Below are 15,097 nucleotides of genomic sequence, written 5' to 3' on the forward strand. Positions count from 1 at the left end.
AAAGCCACTTAAATAACAAGGACAAAACAGACTGTGTCCTTAACTTCGGCAGAATCGCAGCATAAACTGTCCGAAGTATTGCCTAAAAACAGCCCCAAAACAGCATGTGCGCTTCTACTCCAGTTTCAGGTACCGGAACACGCCGTTGCCATTCTTAGACTGCCACCTGATCAGGAAGAGCCCGCGGGCAATGCCCGGCAAGGTGAGCTCATACCTCTTTACCTGGGGCACTACAAGAATGGTGAAGCCAGAATGCCTGCGGCCAGAGGGGTCAAAGATGGCCATCTCCAGCTGGTCAACCTCCGGGGTGTCAAAGTACAGGAAGGTGGTGGCCCCGCCCGGGTTGGGAGAAAGCGCCTGGGTGAAGGAAGGCCCCATGATTTCTACGGCCTCAGAATACTCTACATTGCCATTCCCCTTGATCAGCCGCAGGCGGTAATAGGCGAGGTTGGCAAGCGGGGAGTCATCTGTAAACTGGTAGGTGCGGGGCGTGGTAGAGGTGCCGCCTGCCGTTACCCGGGCTATCTCTGTAAAAGAAGACCCGTTGGTGCTGCGTTCTATGGCATAGGCCACCAGGTTCTCTTCTGTCTCTGATCCCCATTGCAGGAGCACGGTATTGTCTGCAGGCTGGTACTGCCCCTGCAGCGGCAGCAGCTTTACCGGAATGGCGCAGGCGCTTGTAGGTTTCCGGACCATGGGAGCGGCGTCACACCCGTTTGCCTGCACACTGAGGTTCATGACATAGTTGCCGCCGGCAATGTCATTGGTGGCGTTGAGGCTTCTGGAGATCTGTGCCCGGGCCACGGCGTAATGCATCACCGCCCGGGGCAGAATCAAATGGCTTAACTGGTGGCCGTGCCCCAGCTCATGCAGCACCACTGAATGAAAGTCAAACTGCTGGTTGCTGGGGTTGCCGGGGCCGTACTGCCAATCAGGCCGCTGGGCAAACTCCAGGTCCATCTCCCTGGCCCAGAAAGTAACATCAGAGCCGGTGAGGCAACCGGTGTAGCGGCTAATGCACCGGCCCAGAACGTTGGCGGGCAGTTCCCCAGACTCTACAAAGCGTACAGAGTTCACCTTGTCATCTGCGGTGCGGGCCACGGCGGCATTTGAGGCCACATCCCAGTTCACCAACGTGTTGCAGGACCACTCGTTCATAGACTGCTTAAAGGCATAGAGGGCAGGCTTGTTGGTTTCAAAGCTGGCGCCAAACCTGAAGGTATAGCCTCCGCGGCCGTTCTGGTTAATCAGCCGGGGCATGTAGCTGCGCTCAGGCATGTTGCGGCTGTCATTTTTATACAGCACATTGGTGTGCGCATACTGGATGACCAGTTGCGTGAGAGAAGTACCCGGGGTGGCGTCTTCATTGCTTGCCACCCTGAAAACCCCGCTTCCGGCGGTGCCGTTGTCTAGCCCGGCAGTTGGTACCAGCACCTTGATCTCTGTATTGGACCAGCTTACGTAGTCACTGGGCAGCGGTTTTATGTACGTAGCCCCGCCATCATCTGCGTTTTTGAACTCTACGTAGCCATTGCCGCGGCTGGCGCCGAAGTTGTTGCCCGTGATGGTTAACACATCACCGGTGCCGGCCCGTAGGCTTTTGGGGCTGAAGTCAGAGATGGTGGGAACCAGCCGGCGTTGGGTGGGGGCGGGATTGGTGTCAGGTTTCTGCTTAAGCGCTTTTTCTAAGGGAACATTGGTCTTCACGGCCCTAAGCGCCGCCCCGGGCAGACGGGTGAGCGCCGGGTACAGCTGCTGCGGAATTGAGGCGTACCGGGCAAAGGGATCACGGGCGGTGCCCTGCGGAAGCTGGTACTGGATAAACCCCTGCAGACTGCCGTACACGCTAAACTGGGGCTGACCGGCAGTGCCTTTGGCAGGCTGCAGGAAGAACACCCCCTGCTGCTGGGGCTGTAGTTTAAGCGTGGCAGAATAGACATGCAGGTCCAACCCCACCTGGCCGCCCTCAGTGATCACTTCTACGGTTCCGGCAGAGGGCAGCCCCTTGAACACCTTGTAGACTTCTACCTGGTGGGCGGTGTAGATGTTCTCATGGCGGCTGTCCCAGAAGGAGCGGCTGCTCAGAACCTGGCCCTCCACCACTAAGGTAGCTTGCTGCATACGCTCTTCCAGCGGCAGCGGCAGCAGCGAGCAGGCATCTTGCGCCCAGGCGGGGGGCATACTTGTCAGGCAAAGGCCTAGGATCACCAGAGAAGTGAAAAAGCAGGTATTCTTCAGGAAAAGGGCACGGCGGGTAAACCAGTGTTTCATACGGTGGCGTGTGACAGGGACAAATGCGCTGGAAAGCGTTCAAACTACTCTGGGGGGAGAAAGATACCAGACCCGCTGCAGGTTTCCAACTGGCCTGTCTACGGGAAAGGAAGCAGCGGGGATTGACAAAAAAAGAGAGGCATTCACCCGTAAACAGGTAAACGCCTCTCTTGCTAAACAGGAACTACTTCCCTTTTAGAACGAAAAGCAGGCGGTCATATTGTAATCAGGGAGAAGAAACCTATTTTGGGCCTGATTTCTGGAAAACAGGCCCAAAACGCGTACCCTTGCCTTGCCCGGTTGTAACGCTGTAAAAAAGCAGGATTGGATTTCTTCGTTACCCTTTATGCTGTCTTCTTCTAAAAGGCTGTTGTACACCAAAGTGCTGGTAGTGGTGAGTGTGGCAGGGTCTCTGTGCACAAGCCTCACGCTGCGGGCCGGCTGGGGCGAACTTTACCCCTTTGCCAACTGGAAGCTGTTTACCCAGCCGCGCGGCAGTAACGGGCTGTACAGCAGCTACCGCATCTATACCCTGCAGCCGGGAGACTCCGTCTTCCGGCGCCAGCCGGTTAGGGCTACGCGCCTCTTTAACCAGGATGATTATGTCTACGCCCTGGACTATCTGGTGAACAGCACCCTGGCAGACTCCACGGGAACCGGTACCAGCTCTCTCAAGCTGCAGGCGCTGGTAAAGCATCTGTACCCGGGCGCTACGGCCTACCGGGTTGTGCGGGAAAGCACTACGCCGCAGCAACTCCTTCACCAACCTCACATGTATGAAGCAGACACCGTTGCCCGTTTCTGACCGGGTGGTTGATACGTCAACGCAGCGGGGTGGCTGGAGCGCCGCTGGCAGGCACAACCGTTACCTGAGGGCAGCGGTAGATTTTTTCTATGCAGAGACGGCCTTCAGAGCCTTCACTTTTCTGTGGCTCTATTGGGCTATGGCCAAGTTTGAGTTGCTCCTGGAGCGCCCCCGTGTCTTATACACACCCATGAACGCAATCGCTGAATCCATAGCGCCGGTGCTTCCGGCAAAACCTGCTTTCTGGGCTGTATTGTGCGTAGCCGCAGTGGCCAACCTGGCCAAGATTTTCTGCCGGCAGACTGTATGGCTGCAAGGGCTGTTGGTGGGCTGCCTTCTGTGGGCCAATCTTGTTCTGTGGGGTTACGGTTTTCTTTCACATATAAACCACGTGTTCCTGTTGGCGCATCTGTTTCTGGTATGGGTGGCGGTGGAAAAACCATCTAACAACTCGCCCAGCCGGGAGCAGTTCCAGACTATTAACTGGTTTTATCTGGGGTTGCTCTTCACATACACCCTGGCGGGGCTCTGGAAAGTGGGGGCTTTGGGGCGTAAGTTGCTGATGAGCTCGGGAGATGTGCACTGGCTGAAACCGGAGGCGGCGCTGTACAACGCCCTGGTCAGTTTCAGGGATTATGACCAGCCGTTCCCGTACGCGCAGCTGTTCCTGGGTTACCCGTGGGTGTGGCAAATAGGGTTTGTGGTGGTGGTGTACCTGCAAGTGGCCTCGGTTTTTGCCGCCTGGCGCCCCGCGCTGCGCCCCTGGGTGGGCTTCTTTCTGGTGTGTTTTCACCTGCTGAACCAGTTCGCTTTCCTGATATTCTTTAAAGTGACGTGCCTGGTACTGCTGTGTCTTTTCTTCCCGTACAGCTGGCTGCTGCCGGCTTACCGCCGCAGGAAGCTGTCTCCGGCGCACGCAGCCTTCCAGGGGAAATTCTTGGCGGCTACGTACAAACGGCTCTACGCCAACGGCGAAGAAGATTCTTTTAGCGGGTTTGAGGCGTACCGGCAGCTGTGGGTAGATACGTACGGCTATGCGGCAGGCATATTTTACCTGCCGGGCATCAACACCGCAGTCTCTTTTTTTATGCGGGTATTCAGAGGGGGAAGCGCTGGTTGACATATGCCTTAAAAAAACCTGGCCAAGCTTGAATTCAGCCATTGTGGGGGTACTTCTCCTGTTTTTGGCCTGTTTTGACAAAAACAGGCCGAAAACAGGACTGCCTCCTCCTTTCAAAGCAGAAGGCCCACTTCCTGCAGGCGTAAAACCATGGCCGTTGTTTGTCTGGATGGGAGCCGGTAAATTAGGGAATCCAAAAACAATCTTATGAGAAAAGCGTCTTTGTATTGGTTGGCCAGCGCGCTCCTGGTGGGGGCCGGCTGTAAAACCAGTTCCCCCGCCAGTACCCCTGTGTCAGATGCAAAAGCTGCCGCCCCCGTAATGGCGAGTAAACCTTTCACCATGTACCCGAAAACCAAGAAGACAGAGCATATTGATACCTACCACGGCTTCCAGGTGCCAGACCCGTACCGCTGGCTGGAAGCCGATACCGCCCAGGAGGTAGCCGACTGGGTGAAAGCCCAGAACGAAGTGACCTTTGATTACCTGGCCAGGATCCCGTTCAGGGGGCAGATCAAGGAGCGCCTCACCAAGCTCTGGAACTACCCCAAATACGGCGCACCGTTCAAAGAGGGAGACTATTACTACTTCTACAAGAATGACGGGCTGCAGAACCAGGCGGTGCTGTACCGTCAGAAAGGCCTGAACGGAGCCCCAGAGGTGTTCTTAGACCCTAATAAACTGTCTTCAGACGGGACCACCTCTCTGGGGAGCGTGGCTTTCAGCAAAGATGCCAAATATGCCGTCTATACCACCTCCACCGGTGGTTCTGACTGGCGTGATGCCTACGTGCTGGACGTGGCCACCGGTCAAAAACTTTCTGATGAGCTGCACTGGATCAAGTTCTCCGGCACCAGCTGGCACAAAGACGGCTTCTTCTACAGCCGCTATGATGAGCCAACCAAAGGGTCTAAACTGGCCAACAAAAACGAGTACCACAAAGTGTACTACCACAAGATTGGCACGCCGCAGAGCCAGGACCAGCTGATCTGGGAAGACAGGGAACACCCCCTGCGCCTGCTGTTCGCCAGCACCACCCAAGATGAGCGCTACCTAATTCTCACCGCCTCTGAAGGCACCAGCAACAACAGCCTCTATGTGAAGGATCTTACCAAGGCCAACAGCCCCATTCTGCCGCTGGTAGAGAGCTTTGACAAAGAGTACGGCGTGGTGGAGAACATTGGGGACCAACTGGTGGTACTCACCAACCAAGGTGCGCCTAAATACAAGCTGATCCAGATTGACCTCAAGAAGCCGCAGCCGGCCCACTGGAAGACCCTGGTGCCAGAGACCGGCCATGTGCTGAACTACGCCACTTTGGTGGGCGGGCGGCTCATCTTGAACTACATGAAAGACGCCGCTACGCTGGTGCGGGTGCATGACACGGCGGGCAAATGGCTGCATGACGTGCAGTTGCCTACCATTGGCACGGCTGGCGGCTTTGGCGGGAAGAAAGAGGACAAGACGGTTTTCTACACCTTCACCTCCTACACCTACCCCAGCGCCATTTACCAGTATGAGGTAGCCGCCAACAAATCTACCCTCTTCCGCAAGGCGGAGGTAGACGTAGACATGGATGCCTATGAGACCAGGCAAATCTTCTACACCAGCAAAGACGGCACCAGGGTGCCCATGTTCATCACCCACAAGAAGGGGCTGCAGCTGAACGGCAACAACCCCACCTACCTCTACGCCTACGGCGGATTTAACAGTTCGCAGACCCCGGGCTTCAGCATCTCCCGCATGCTGTGGCTGGAGAATGGCGGGGTGCTGGCCATTGCCAACATCAGGGGCGGCGGTGAGTACGGGGAGGCGTGGCACAAGGCGGGCATGACACCCAACAAGCAGAACGTGTTTGATGATTTCATTGCCGCCGCAGAGTATCTGGTCAATCAGAAATACACCTCTTCGCAGAAACTGGCCATTGCCGGTGGCTCTAACGGCGGGTTGTTGATTGGCGCGGTGGCCAACCAGCGTCCTGACCTGTTCAAAGTGGCTCTGCCGGCCGTGGGCGTGATGGACATGCTGCGGTTCCACAAATTTACCATTGGTTGGGCGTGGGTGCCGGAATACGGTTCTTCTGATGATGCTGCGCAGTTCCAGAACCTGCGTCAGTTCTCTCCTGTCCACAACATCAAAGAAGGCGTGCAGTACCCGGCCACACTGGTGACCACGGCAGACCATGATGACCGCGTGGTGCCGGCGCACTCGTTTAAGTACATTGCCACGCTGCAGGAGAAAGCCGCCCCCGGCAACCCGTACCTGATCAGGGTAGACGTAAAAGCGGGTCACGGCGCCGGTAAATCAACGGCCGACCAGATTGCCGAAGCGACTGATATCTGGTCGTTCACGTACTTTAACATGGGCGTGCACCCATTTGGGGCACAGGAGCAGCAATAGAGCGTGCTGCACAGGCTCTGCCGCCCAGAAGCGGTTTCTGTTTCTGGGCTGTTTTGCTGGAAACAGGCTTAAAACGGCTGAACCTGCGCTTTTCCTTCCGGCAGGAACTATAGGGCTCAGATTGCGAGCGGCTTTTGGTCTAGCGGGAGATTTAATTCGTATATTGAGGAATATTCACCTAACCACTACCGCTATGGCCAAAGGAAAAGCACCCGCTAAAGAAAAAGGGAAAAAGGAAGCCACCAAGACCCTGAAAGAGAAACGGGCCGAGAAACAGCAAAAGCGGGACTCTAAAAGGGATTAAACTATTGGCAGGGCTGTGTATATTTGGCCTTTCTACCCTTGTTTATGAGTCTTACCGTCACTGTCAGAAAAGGAACCCAGCAAGATCTGGCCGCCGTGCACGCGCTGGTGGTGGAGTTGGCCGTGTATGAAAAAGCGCCCAATGAAGTCACCAACACCTTAGCAGACATGCAGCGCGACGGTTTTGGCGGGCAGCCTATCTTTGAGTTCTACGTGGCAGACGCTGCCGAGGAAGGCATTGTAGGCATTGCCCTCTACTATACCGCCTACTCCACCTGGAAAGGCAAGATGCTGTTTCTGGAAGAAATTGTGGTGACTGAGCGGGTACGCCGCCAGGGAATTGGCCGCCTGTTGTTCAATGCGGTAGTGAAAGCAGCCCAGGCAGGAAACTACAAGCGCATGAAATGGCAGGTGTTGAACTGGAACGAGCCCGCCATCAACTTCTACCGCAGCATTGGCGCCAATCTGGATGGCGAGTGGATCAACTGCAACCTTACCCAGGAGCAGCTGCAGCAGCTCTAACGGCCCCTATCATAGAAACAGCCCGAAAGCGCCTCAGGCGTTTTCGGGCTGTTTTGGTAAAAACAGGTCAGAAACAGGGAGCCGCCAGTTGGCTTAGCAAGCTTTGGCTTACGGCCTAACCACGGTGCACGGTACCCCCGTCACAGGTTACCCTACTACTTCCAGCACGGTTCTGAAGGCCGCGTACTTGCCGGGGTAGCGGGCTTGCATCTTGGCCTGCATGTTCTTGTCATGGTCACGGTGGTACTCCTGCAGGTCGGTTAGGTGGCGGGCAAAGTACTGCACCGCAAACGTGGTGCCGCCGGTGTCTTCGTCTTCCATGACTTTGGCAATCTGGTAGTTTACAAAATAGGTGGTGGCCATCACCTCCGGAATATGGGTTTCCTTCATCCACTCCAGCCACTCAGCGGCCACGGCATTGTCTATGCTAACGGTTTCGTTGAAAAGAATCATTCTCAAAAATACTGCTTATCTTGTTATAACATGCAAGTGCGCGTAAAGGTGCCCTTGCTCTTTCAGGCTTTCAGACTCTCATCTTTATGTGCAGGTTGCTGGTTCTCTTGTTTTTTTCTCTGCTGGTGCCGTTTTCCGGTTTCTGCCAGACAGATAGTGTTCAGTATTTGGATGAAGACTTTGAGCCGGTGCCGCAAGCCCAGGCCACTTACTATAGAATAAGGCAGGTAACAGATGCCCAAACCGGCAGAGGTTACCAGAAAGACTTCTTTCTGACAGGAGAGAAAGTGGAGGAAATAAATTTCAGCAAAATGGATTCCCTTCGGGAGGGGCTTTCTGCCAAATGGTTTAAAAATGGGCAGCTTAAAGAAAGGGACATCTACGTACAGGGCGTCCGGGAAGGTAAGTCAGAGGCATGGTTTGAAAACGGCCAGCAACGGTGGGTGTATACCTACCTCAATGGCAAGCCACATGGCATCTTACAATCGTTTCATAGCAACAGCCAGCTTAAGCGGCATGATGTGTATAAACAGGGGAAATTAATAGAAGGCCATTGCTATGATGAAAACGGCAAAAAGATCCCCCACTTTTACTACGAGATAATGCCTGAGTTTCCCGGGGGCTTCCAGGAAATGATGAGATTCCTGGCCAGGAACATGAAAAAGGAATTTATGAAAGGGCCTGATAAAGTAGACGGTTTGGCGGTAGTTACATTTGTGATAGATGAAAAAGGCGAGGTAACCAGCGTAAAAGTTAAGAGAACCACCCATGCTTTTCTGGGAGACATTGGTGTGAGGGTGGTGCAAAGTATGCCCAGGTGGAAGCCAGGCCTGCAAGACGGGGAGCCTGTCCCGGTAAAATTCACGGTGCCGGTAAGGTCTGTCGCCACCAATTAAGCATTCCTGTTTTCGGCCTGTTTTCACAAAAACAGGCCGAAAACAGGAATTTCTATTCAAGGTAATCCAGGTCCTTTCCATAGCTTTCCGGCAGCGTTGAAATGGCCACCAGCGCCACCGCCAAGGCCACGGTGCCCAGAGCCCCCGCCGTGAACAGCAGTCCCCACGCTTCTTTGTAGGCACTGAACGTAAGGGTCAAGGGGATCACCGCCCCGCGCACAAAGTTGGGAACCGTAGTGGTAACGGTAGCCCGTATATTGGTTCCAAACTGCTCTGCCGCAATGGTCACAAACATGGCCCAATAGCCGCTGGCAAACCCCAGCGCCAGGCACAGGCCGTAAAAATAGGCTTCACCGGCCCCCCGGGCGAACAAATACAGCGCCACCACAACAGCCAGTAAGAAAAGGGAAAGAAGAACCGCCCGTTTGCGGCTTTTCAGCTTTTGGCTGAGCACCCCGCTGGCCACATCTCCCAGGCTCAGCCCTAAGTAGCAAAAGCTGATGGCCTTGGCGGCTGAAACGGGCACCTGAACCCCCAGTGCCTGCCCAAACTCTGGCGAGAAGGTAATGAGTACGCCCACCACAAACCAGATGGGCACCCCCACCAGAATACATTTCAGGTATTTGAAGAAGCGGGGCGCACTGGTGAACAGGCTCAGAAAGTTGCCCCGGGAAACCTTCTCCTGCCTGGTGCGGGCAAACAGGCCGCTTTCATACACGCCAATCCGGAGCAGGAGCAACAGCAGGCCCAGGCCCCCGCCAACAAAATAGGCGGTGCGCCAGTGAAAGTACTCCCCAACCACACCGGCCACAATTGCCCCTGAAATGCCCACTGAGGCCACAATGGTGGTGCCATAGCCCCGCTTCTCCTTGGGCAGCACCTCAGTGACCAGGGTAATGCCCGCCCCCAGTTCCCCGGCCAGCCCCACCCCGGCAATAAACCTGAGCCAGGAATAGGCATCTAAGGTTGTCACAAAGCCATTGGCCACATTCGCGACAGAGTACAAAAAGATAGAGCCGAAGAGGACGGAGATTCTGCCGCGCTTATCACCTAAGACACCCCAAAAGATGCCTCCCAGCAGCATGCCCAGCATTTGCATATTTATTAGGTGAACGCCGTCTTTCAACAATGCAGTTGGGTTGGTGATCCCTAAATCTTTGAGGCTTGAAATCCTGACTATGCTGAACAGAATCAGGTCATAAATGTCTACAAAGTACCCCAGGGCCGCTACCACAACGGCAGTGTTCAGAATTTTAGTAGAAGAAGGAGAGATAGAAGTGCCTGCCATAGGTTGTGACGAAATTTCAGGGTGATTTTGCAATAGTACTTTATTTAGTTTCTGATTGTCTTGTGTAAATATCGGTTAAAATATATAATCACTTTAAGTACAGTAAATTATATTATTTTACTATATTTCTAAAAAACTAAAAAAAAGTGAGCCAGATCATCTTGGCTCTGATAATAAACTTATATTTTTGATAAGATTTTGTAACCTTATCTAAATGAACACGTTTAAAGGCGCCTGTTTCTGGACACTGCTTCTTGGTCTGCTGGCTGGTATTTTCATGCCTGAGGCTGGAGTCTGTGGTACGCCAAACATTCACCAAAAGTCTTTGCTCTGGAAAGTGAGCGGCAAGGGAATTAAAACCTCTTACCTCTACGGAACCTTCCACCTGGTGCCTAAAGAACAGTTTGCTCTGCCAGGTAAGGTAAAGCAAAGAATGGTGAAATCCCAGACTGTGGTGTTTGAGGTGGACCTGGAAAGCCCTGAGCTGACCCAGAGCATCAACAAGGCCATGCGCATGAACAAGCCGCTGGAGTCTATCATGTCTGTGCAGGAATACAACATGCTGGCGCAGTTTGTGCAAGATACGCTAGAGCGCAGCCTGCAGCAGTTCAGATACATTAAGCCCGGCTTTCTGGGCCAGATGCTGCTTTACCCTAAGCTATTGGGCTACAGCCCAGAGTCATATGACCTGGAATTGCTGAAAATGGCCAACAGATGGCACAAGTCTATCTATGTGCTGGAAACCCCTGAAGAGCAGGTGGCGCTGCTAGACCAGGCCACCGTAGAGGTGCAGGCGTCACAGCTCCTGAACAGTGTGAAGCAGTTTGACCGCCAGCGCAAGATCATGAAACAGATGCTGAGCCTGTATCAGCAGGAAAACCTGCAGGGGCTTTACAACCTGATTACATCACAGGAAAACGAAAAAGAAACCCAGGCTCTGCTCCTGGACCAGCGCAACCAGCGCTGGATGACCCCTTTGGTGAACATGATGCGCAAAAGCCCTTCGTTCATTGCCGTGGGTGCCGCCCATTTGCCCGGCGAGCAAGGCCTCATTCAACTATTGCGCAACCAAGGGTATAAAGTAGAGCCGGTATATGAGTAATTGATTTCTACTACCGAGAAAAAAGCCGGGGCTGGTTCAACTAGAGATGAACCAGCCCCGGCTTTTTTGCGTCTGTTTTCAGCCTGATTTCAGAAAAACAGGTCATAAACAGAGAAGCCTTCTGCCATGTAGGCAGAAGGCTTCTCATAGAGAACGGGAGAGGTGAAACGGTTATTGAATGGTCACCGGGAAGGTTACCTCCACATCTGTTTCGCCGGTATTGATGGTGCTGGTCGCGCTTTTCAGGGCGGGCTGGTGTTTCAGGACCACCTTCAGGTTGCCGGTAGAGGCGGTGGTAGTGGTCATTCTGGTCTTTATGCCTATAGGCCGGTTGTTGCGGTCTGTGTCATTGTAGGCCACCGTTAAGTTCACGCCCGAAGGCACGTAGAAGAACTGGTGCTCATCGCCTTCTTCTTCTACTTCCTCGGTGATGTCTTCGGCGGGGCTTTTAGACTCGTCCAGCACCTGCACGGTCACATCATATACTTTGTTGGCAGCCAGTTGGGCTCCTGTAATCACAGGGTTGGCGCCGCCGTCTCCGTCTAAATCACGGTAAGAAGCCGTCACCGTTGCTCCTCCGCCCTGCGGCACCATGGTCAATTTAAGCGTGGTAATCAGTTCTTCCTCATTTACCGGGGCCGGGTCCTCGTCATCACTGCAAGAGGTAGACATAAACACGGTGGCGGCAAACAGAATAGCGAGCGATGGTTTCAAAAATAATTTCATGGTGTTCTTAGGGTTAATTCAAGTGAAAAATCAAGGTTAAAAGTTCAGCGGGATGCTCACCCGCAGGGTAATAGACCGCCCAGTTTCATCAGCGTAATACCTGAAACGGTTCAAGTAGTCGCGGTAGGCGGTGTTCAGGAGATTTCGACCTATGAGGCCAATCTCAATCTGCTGTTGGCCCAGTTGCAGGGTAGTGCCTGCCTCAGCATTCAGCAGGAAGTAGCCGGCAGGCGGCAGGGCGTAGTCACGCGCCAGGTAATTGTCTGGCACGTTCTTTTGCCTGGCCACAGCCAAGCCACTGATTTGGATAAAGTTTTGCGCAAAAACTCCGCGGGCTCCCAGTTTACCTATTGAATAACGCAGGCTGTTCTCATAGCGGTCACTGGGAATCCAGATTAAATACTCGTCTGCGGTTTGGTTGTAGGCCCGTACCAAAGACGCCTTGGTAGCGAGCAGCAGGTGGTCTGTCAACTGGTAAGACGCACTCACATCCAGGCCGGTGAAGGTGGCGTCTGCCTGCTTCTGCCGCGCCGTTAAAAACGCGCCCCGTATGGTGAGCGTGGGCACGGTGTCGGGTTCCTGGTAGATGTAGTTGTCTATATAGTTGCGGTACACGCTGATTTCGCCGTTCAGGCGCTTGTTCTGCACGTAGGCCAGCGTTGCCACAAGATTGTACGCCCGCTCCATGCCCAGATTGGCGTTGCCGTACTCGTAGGTGCCCGTGCCGTGGTGAATGCCGTTGCTGTACAGCTCACTGGTGGTAGGCGAGCGCCACGCGGTAGAGGCATTCAGGTTCAAATCCAGGTGCGGCCCAAAATGGTAGATAGCCCCCAGCGTGCCCGAAAGGTTCTGCCACGTGTGCGTAGGCGTGAGCAACTGGTTGTCCAGCTCTGACTGCCCTGTGCGCTGCGGCGTGTCTTTGCGGTACAGCTTGGCCTGCAGGTGCCGGTAGTCATACCTGACGCCCGCCTCTACATGCCATTTGCCTTTCTCCCATTCCTCCAGCCAAAACAGGCCACCCGTGTGGCTCTGGTAAAACGGCACGAAGAAACGCCCCTCGTACCGGTTGAACTGGTACTGGTACGTGGCGCCAAGGCTGCCTTTCAGATTATGGACCAGCGGGTGCTCCCAAACGACCTCGGTGCTGTGCGTAGTGATTTCAAACCGAAGACCAGGACGGCTCTGGTCGCCGTGGGCGTCAAACTCCTCCCGTATGTTGTACTGCCGCGCGTACGTGAACAGCAGTCGGCTGGCGGTCCCCGTTTTGTAGAAACCGTGCAGCCGCAGCAAATCATGCGTCACGTTCTGGTACGGCACGCCGATGGTATACGTAAAGTCTGCCTCCGGCTCCGGCCGCTCGCGCTGCAGGGCGTTTCTGATATCGGTGAGATTGCCCACGTGCGACGCCGAAAACACACCCAGCTTAGTGTCAAACCGGCTAAAATAGGCATCAACCCCAAATTGGTCACGGGTCCATCCGGCTGCCGCAGAAAAGTTCTGCTCCTGGTAGCCGGTATTGGCGAGGTAGTAGTCAGGTGTTTTGCTGTTGCCTGCTTTCTTGAGTGTGCCCTGCAACCGCCAACTCAATGACGGAATGCCTGCCGGGTTGCTTTCTACCATGCCCGACACCACACCTTGACGGTTGTGGCTCACGCCCACCAAGTTCAGCACGGCACTGGTGCCCGCAGAATCACGCAGCGGCTTGGGCTCTACCAGAATCACGCCGCCAATGGCATCAGCGCCATAGCGTACGCCAGCGGCACCTTTCACCACCGTCAGCTCAGAGGCCACAAACGGGTCAATCTCGGGCGCGTGCTCAGAACCCCACTGCTGGGCCTCATGGCGCACGCCGTTGTTCATGACCAGAATGCGGTTGCTGTGCATGCCGTGAATGACCGGTTTGGCAATGCTGGGACCTGTCTGAATGCTGCTTAGGCCGGTAATCCGCTCCAGGCTTTGCGCCAGCGACTGCCCGTGCGTCTGCGCCAGTTCCCGGCCGTTTAATTGGCCGGTGGCCTGGGTAATCTGCGTACGCTGCCGGGCCGCCCGCACTTCAACAGAGTGGAGGAGCAGGCCGTCTGGGTGCAGCCTGAAGTTGAGCACCTCAGGTGCCCGCACCGCCTTCTGCAGCCGCTCAGTGGTGTAGCCAATGTAAGACACCACCAGCGTGTACGTGCCGGGGCAAAGGCCATGGAAATGGTAGTGGCCGTTGGCGTCGGTCACGCTGGTCAGCTGGGTGCCATCCAGCAACACGGTGGCGCCTATTAAGGGTGTGCGGTCTTCATGGTCGGTGACGGTGCCGGAGAGCGTGATGCCGCAATCTGTGTCAGACAGCGCGTCTGCCCCGGCGGGCACAGGGCCATTCTGCGCGAAAACCGCCGGGAAAGGCAGGCAAACGCACAGCAGAAGCAGCACAAAATAGTTAGAGTAATTGCGCAACTCAGTAAGGAAAATGAAATGGGGAAACAGGAGGAGCGTCCTCCAAACGCCTTCGGCGGAGGGATTGCGTTTTCGGCCTGTTTTCCGGAAAACAGGTCAAAAACAGGAAAACCCGGGATAGCGCGGCCATCCCTTCCGAAGGAAAAGTTAACGGGTTAGGAAAGTTGCGTGGCGGGCGGCCCGCGCAGGTATTGGTGGTAGGTGGTAAACGAGTACCCTAATTGGGGCGCGGCGGCCCCGAAGGAAATGTCAAAGGTAAGCAGAGTGGGCAGCACCACGGCTTCACTGGGCTGGAACGGCGCGTGGAAGAGGTTGTCTGTATGGCAGTGCGTGTGCTTCTGCCCAATGTGCGTCTGCGATTCGTCGTGCGGGCGCTCTACCGTGTGTTCATGCGCGTGCAGTTGCAGCAGCAGCTCGTTGGGGGTCATGGCCCGCGCAAGCAGCAACAGCAGAAAAAGGGCGCTATATCTGGTAAAGTTTCTCACTGACAATGAAGGAACGGACAAATATACAAATTGTTTGAGCCCGAAGCCAAAACTCTGGCGGCCAAAACTGACAACCTGTCATTTTTTGAAGGCTGGAACAGCTTTTGCCAAATGAAACGCTGATTGTTCATTGTTTTGATGGCGGTACGTGCTGTTTGGGACTTCTACTCCCGAACCTCCCTGTTTCGGAGTTCCACTCTGCCGGGAACCACAAGCCAACAAAGGGGAGTTGAACTCCCCTGCCGAGTGCTTCCGGAGTAGAACTCCGGAAAAGCGGAACTAGCAAC

General features: G+C 54.8%; 12 protein-coding genes. 6 read left to right on the forward strand and 6 right to left on the reverse strand.

Features of this window, described 5'->3' with window-relative positions:
- Positions 1-114: 114 nt before the first annotated feature.
- Positions 115-2,271 carry an IPT/TIG domain-containing protein gene (locus tag FHS90_RS21625; protein ID WP_182514535.1) on the reverse strand — a complete coding sequence of 719 codons (2,157 nt, stop codon included), beginning with the start codon at positions 2,269-2,271 and terminating at the stop codon, positions 115-117.
- A 346-nt stretch (positions 2,272-2,617) separates the two neighbouring features.
- On the opposite strand from FHS90_RS21625, the gene FHS90_RS21630 reads away from it, so the two are divergent.
- The 4 genes from FHS90_RS21630 (at position 2,618) to FHS90_RS21645 (ending at position 7,421) form a co-directional block, all read left to right on the forward strand.
- Positions 2,618-3,076, forward strand: a complete 459-nt coding sequence (locus tag FHS90_RS21630) for a hypothetical protein (protein WP_182514536.1) — start codon at positions 2,618-2,620, stop codon at positions 3,074-3,076.
- A complete protein-coding gene (locus FHS90_RS21635; protein ID WP_182514537.1) occupies positions 3,048-4,196 on the forward strand; it encodes a hypothetical protein in 1,149 nt (382 codons plus the stop codon). The genes FHS90_RS21630 and FHS90_RS21635 overlap by 29 nt, the downstream gene beginning before the upstream one ends.
- 207 nt (positions 4,197-4,403) lie before the next feature.
- Complete coding sequence (locus tag FHS90_RS21640) at positions 4,404-6,596, forward strand: prolyl oligopeptidase family serine peptidase (RefSeq protein WP_182514538.1); 2,193 nt, start codon at positions 4,404-4,406, stop codon at positions 6,594-6,596.
- A 348-nt stretch (positions 6,597-6,944) separates the two neighbouring features.
- Complete coding sequence (locus FHS90_RS21645; RefSeq protein ID WP_182514539.1) at positions 6,945-7,421, forward strand: GNAT family N-acetyltransferase; 477 nt, start codon at positions 6,945-6,947, stop codon at positions 7,419-7,421.
- 147 nt (positions 7,422-7,568) lie between these two features.
- On the opposite strand, the gene FHS90_RS21650 is transcribed toward FHS90_RS21645, so the two are convergent.
- On the reverse strand, positions 7,569-7,874 hold the full coding sequence (locus tag FHS90_RS21650) for a DUF4286 family protein (protein WP_066832666.1): 306 nt from the start codon (positions 7,872-7,874) through the stop codon (positions 7,569-7,571).
- A gap of 167 nt (positions 7,875-8,041) precedes the next feature.
- Here FHS90_RS21650 and FHS90_RS21655 point away from each other — a divergent pair, with 167 nt between their 5' ends.
- Positions 8,042-8,770, forward strand: a complete 729-nt coding sequence (locus FHS90_RS21655) for an energy transducer TonB (protein ID WP_182514540.1) — start codon at positions 8,042-8,044, stop codon at positions 8,768-8,770.
- Positions 8,771-8,822: 52 nt separating this feature from the next.
- Here FHS90_RS21655 and FHS90_RS21660 read toward each other — a convergent pair whose 3' ends face one another.
- Positions 8,823-10,058, reverse strand: coding sequence for an MFS transporter (locus tag FHS90_RS21660; protein WP_182514541.1), 1,236 nt, complete (start codon positions 10,056-10,058; stop codon positions 8,823-8,825).
- A 214-nt stretch (positions 10,059-10,272) separates the two neighbouring features.
- Here FHS90_RS21660 and FHS90_RS21665 point away from each other — a divergent pair, with 214 nt between their 5' ends.
- Positions 10,273-11,160, forward strand: a complete 888-nt coding sequence (locus tag FHS90_RS21665) for a TraB/GumN family protein (RefSeq protein ID WP_066838769.1) — start codon at positions 10,273-10,275, stop codon at positions 11,158-11,160.
- A 171-nt stretch (positions 11,161-11,331) separates the two neighbouring features.
- Here the strand turns inward: FHS90_RS21665 and FHS90_RS21670 are convergent, their stop codons facing one another.
- From FHS90_RS21670 to FHS90_RS21680, 3 genes are all read right to left on the reverse strand, one after another.
- Positions 11,332-11,886, reverse strand: a complete 555-nt coding sequence (locus FHS90_RS21670) for a hypothetical protein (protein WP_066838767.1) — start codon at positions 11,884-11,886, stop codon at positions 11,332-11,334.
- 36 nt (positions 11,887-11,922) lie between these two features.
- Positions 11,923-14,325: a TonB-dependent receptor gene (locus tag FHS90_RS21675; protein WP_182514542.1), complete on the reverse strand. Its 2,403-nt coding sequence runs from the start codon at positions 14,323-14,325 to the stop codon at positions 11,923-11,925.
- Positions 14,326-14,480: 155 nt separating this feature from the next.
- Positions 14,481-14,753 (reverse strand): hypothetical protein, encoded by a 273-nt coding sequence (locus FHS90_RS21680; protein WP_182514543.1) that lies wholly within the window; start codon positions 14,751-14,753, stop codon positions 14,481-14,483.
- Positions 14,754-15,097 lie beyond the last annotated feature (344 nt).

The organism is Rufibacter ruber (assembly GCF_014138425.1).
In the GTDB taxonomy this organism is placed as follows: Bacteria; Bacteroidota; Bacteroidia; order Cytophagales; family Hymenobacteraceae; genus Nibribacter; species Nibribacter ruber_C.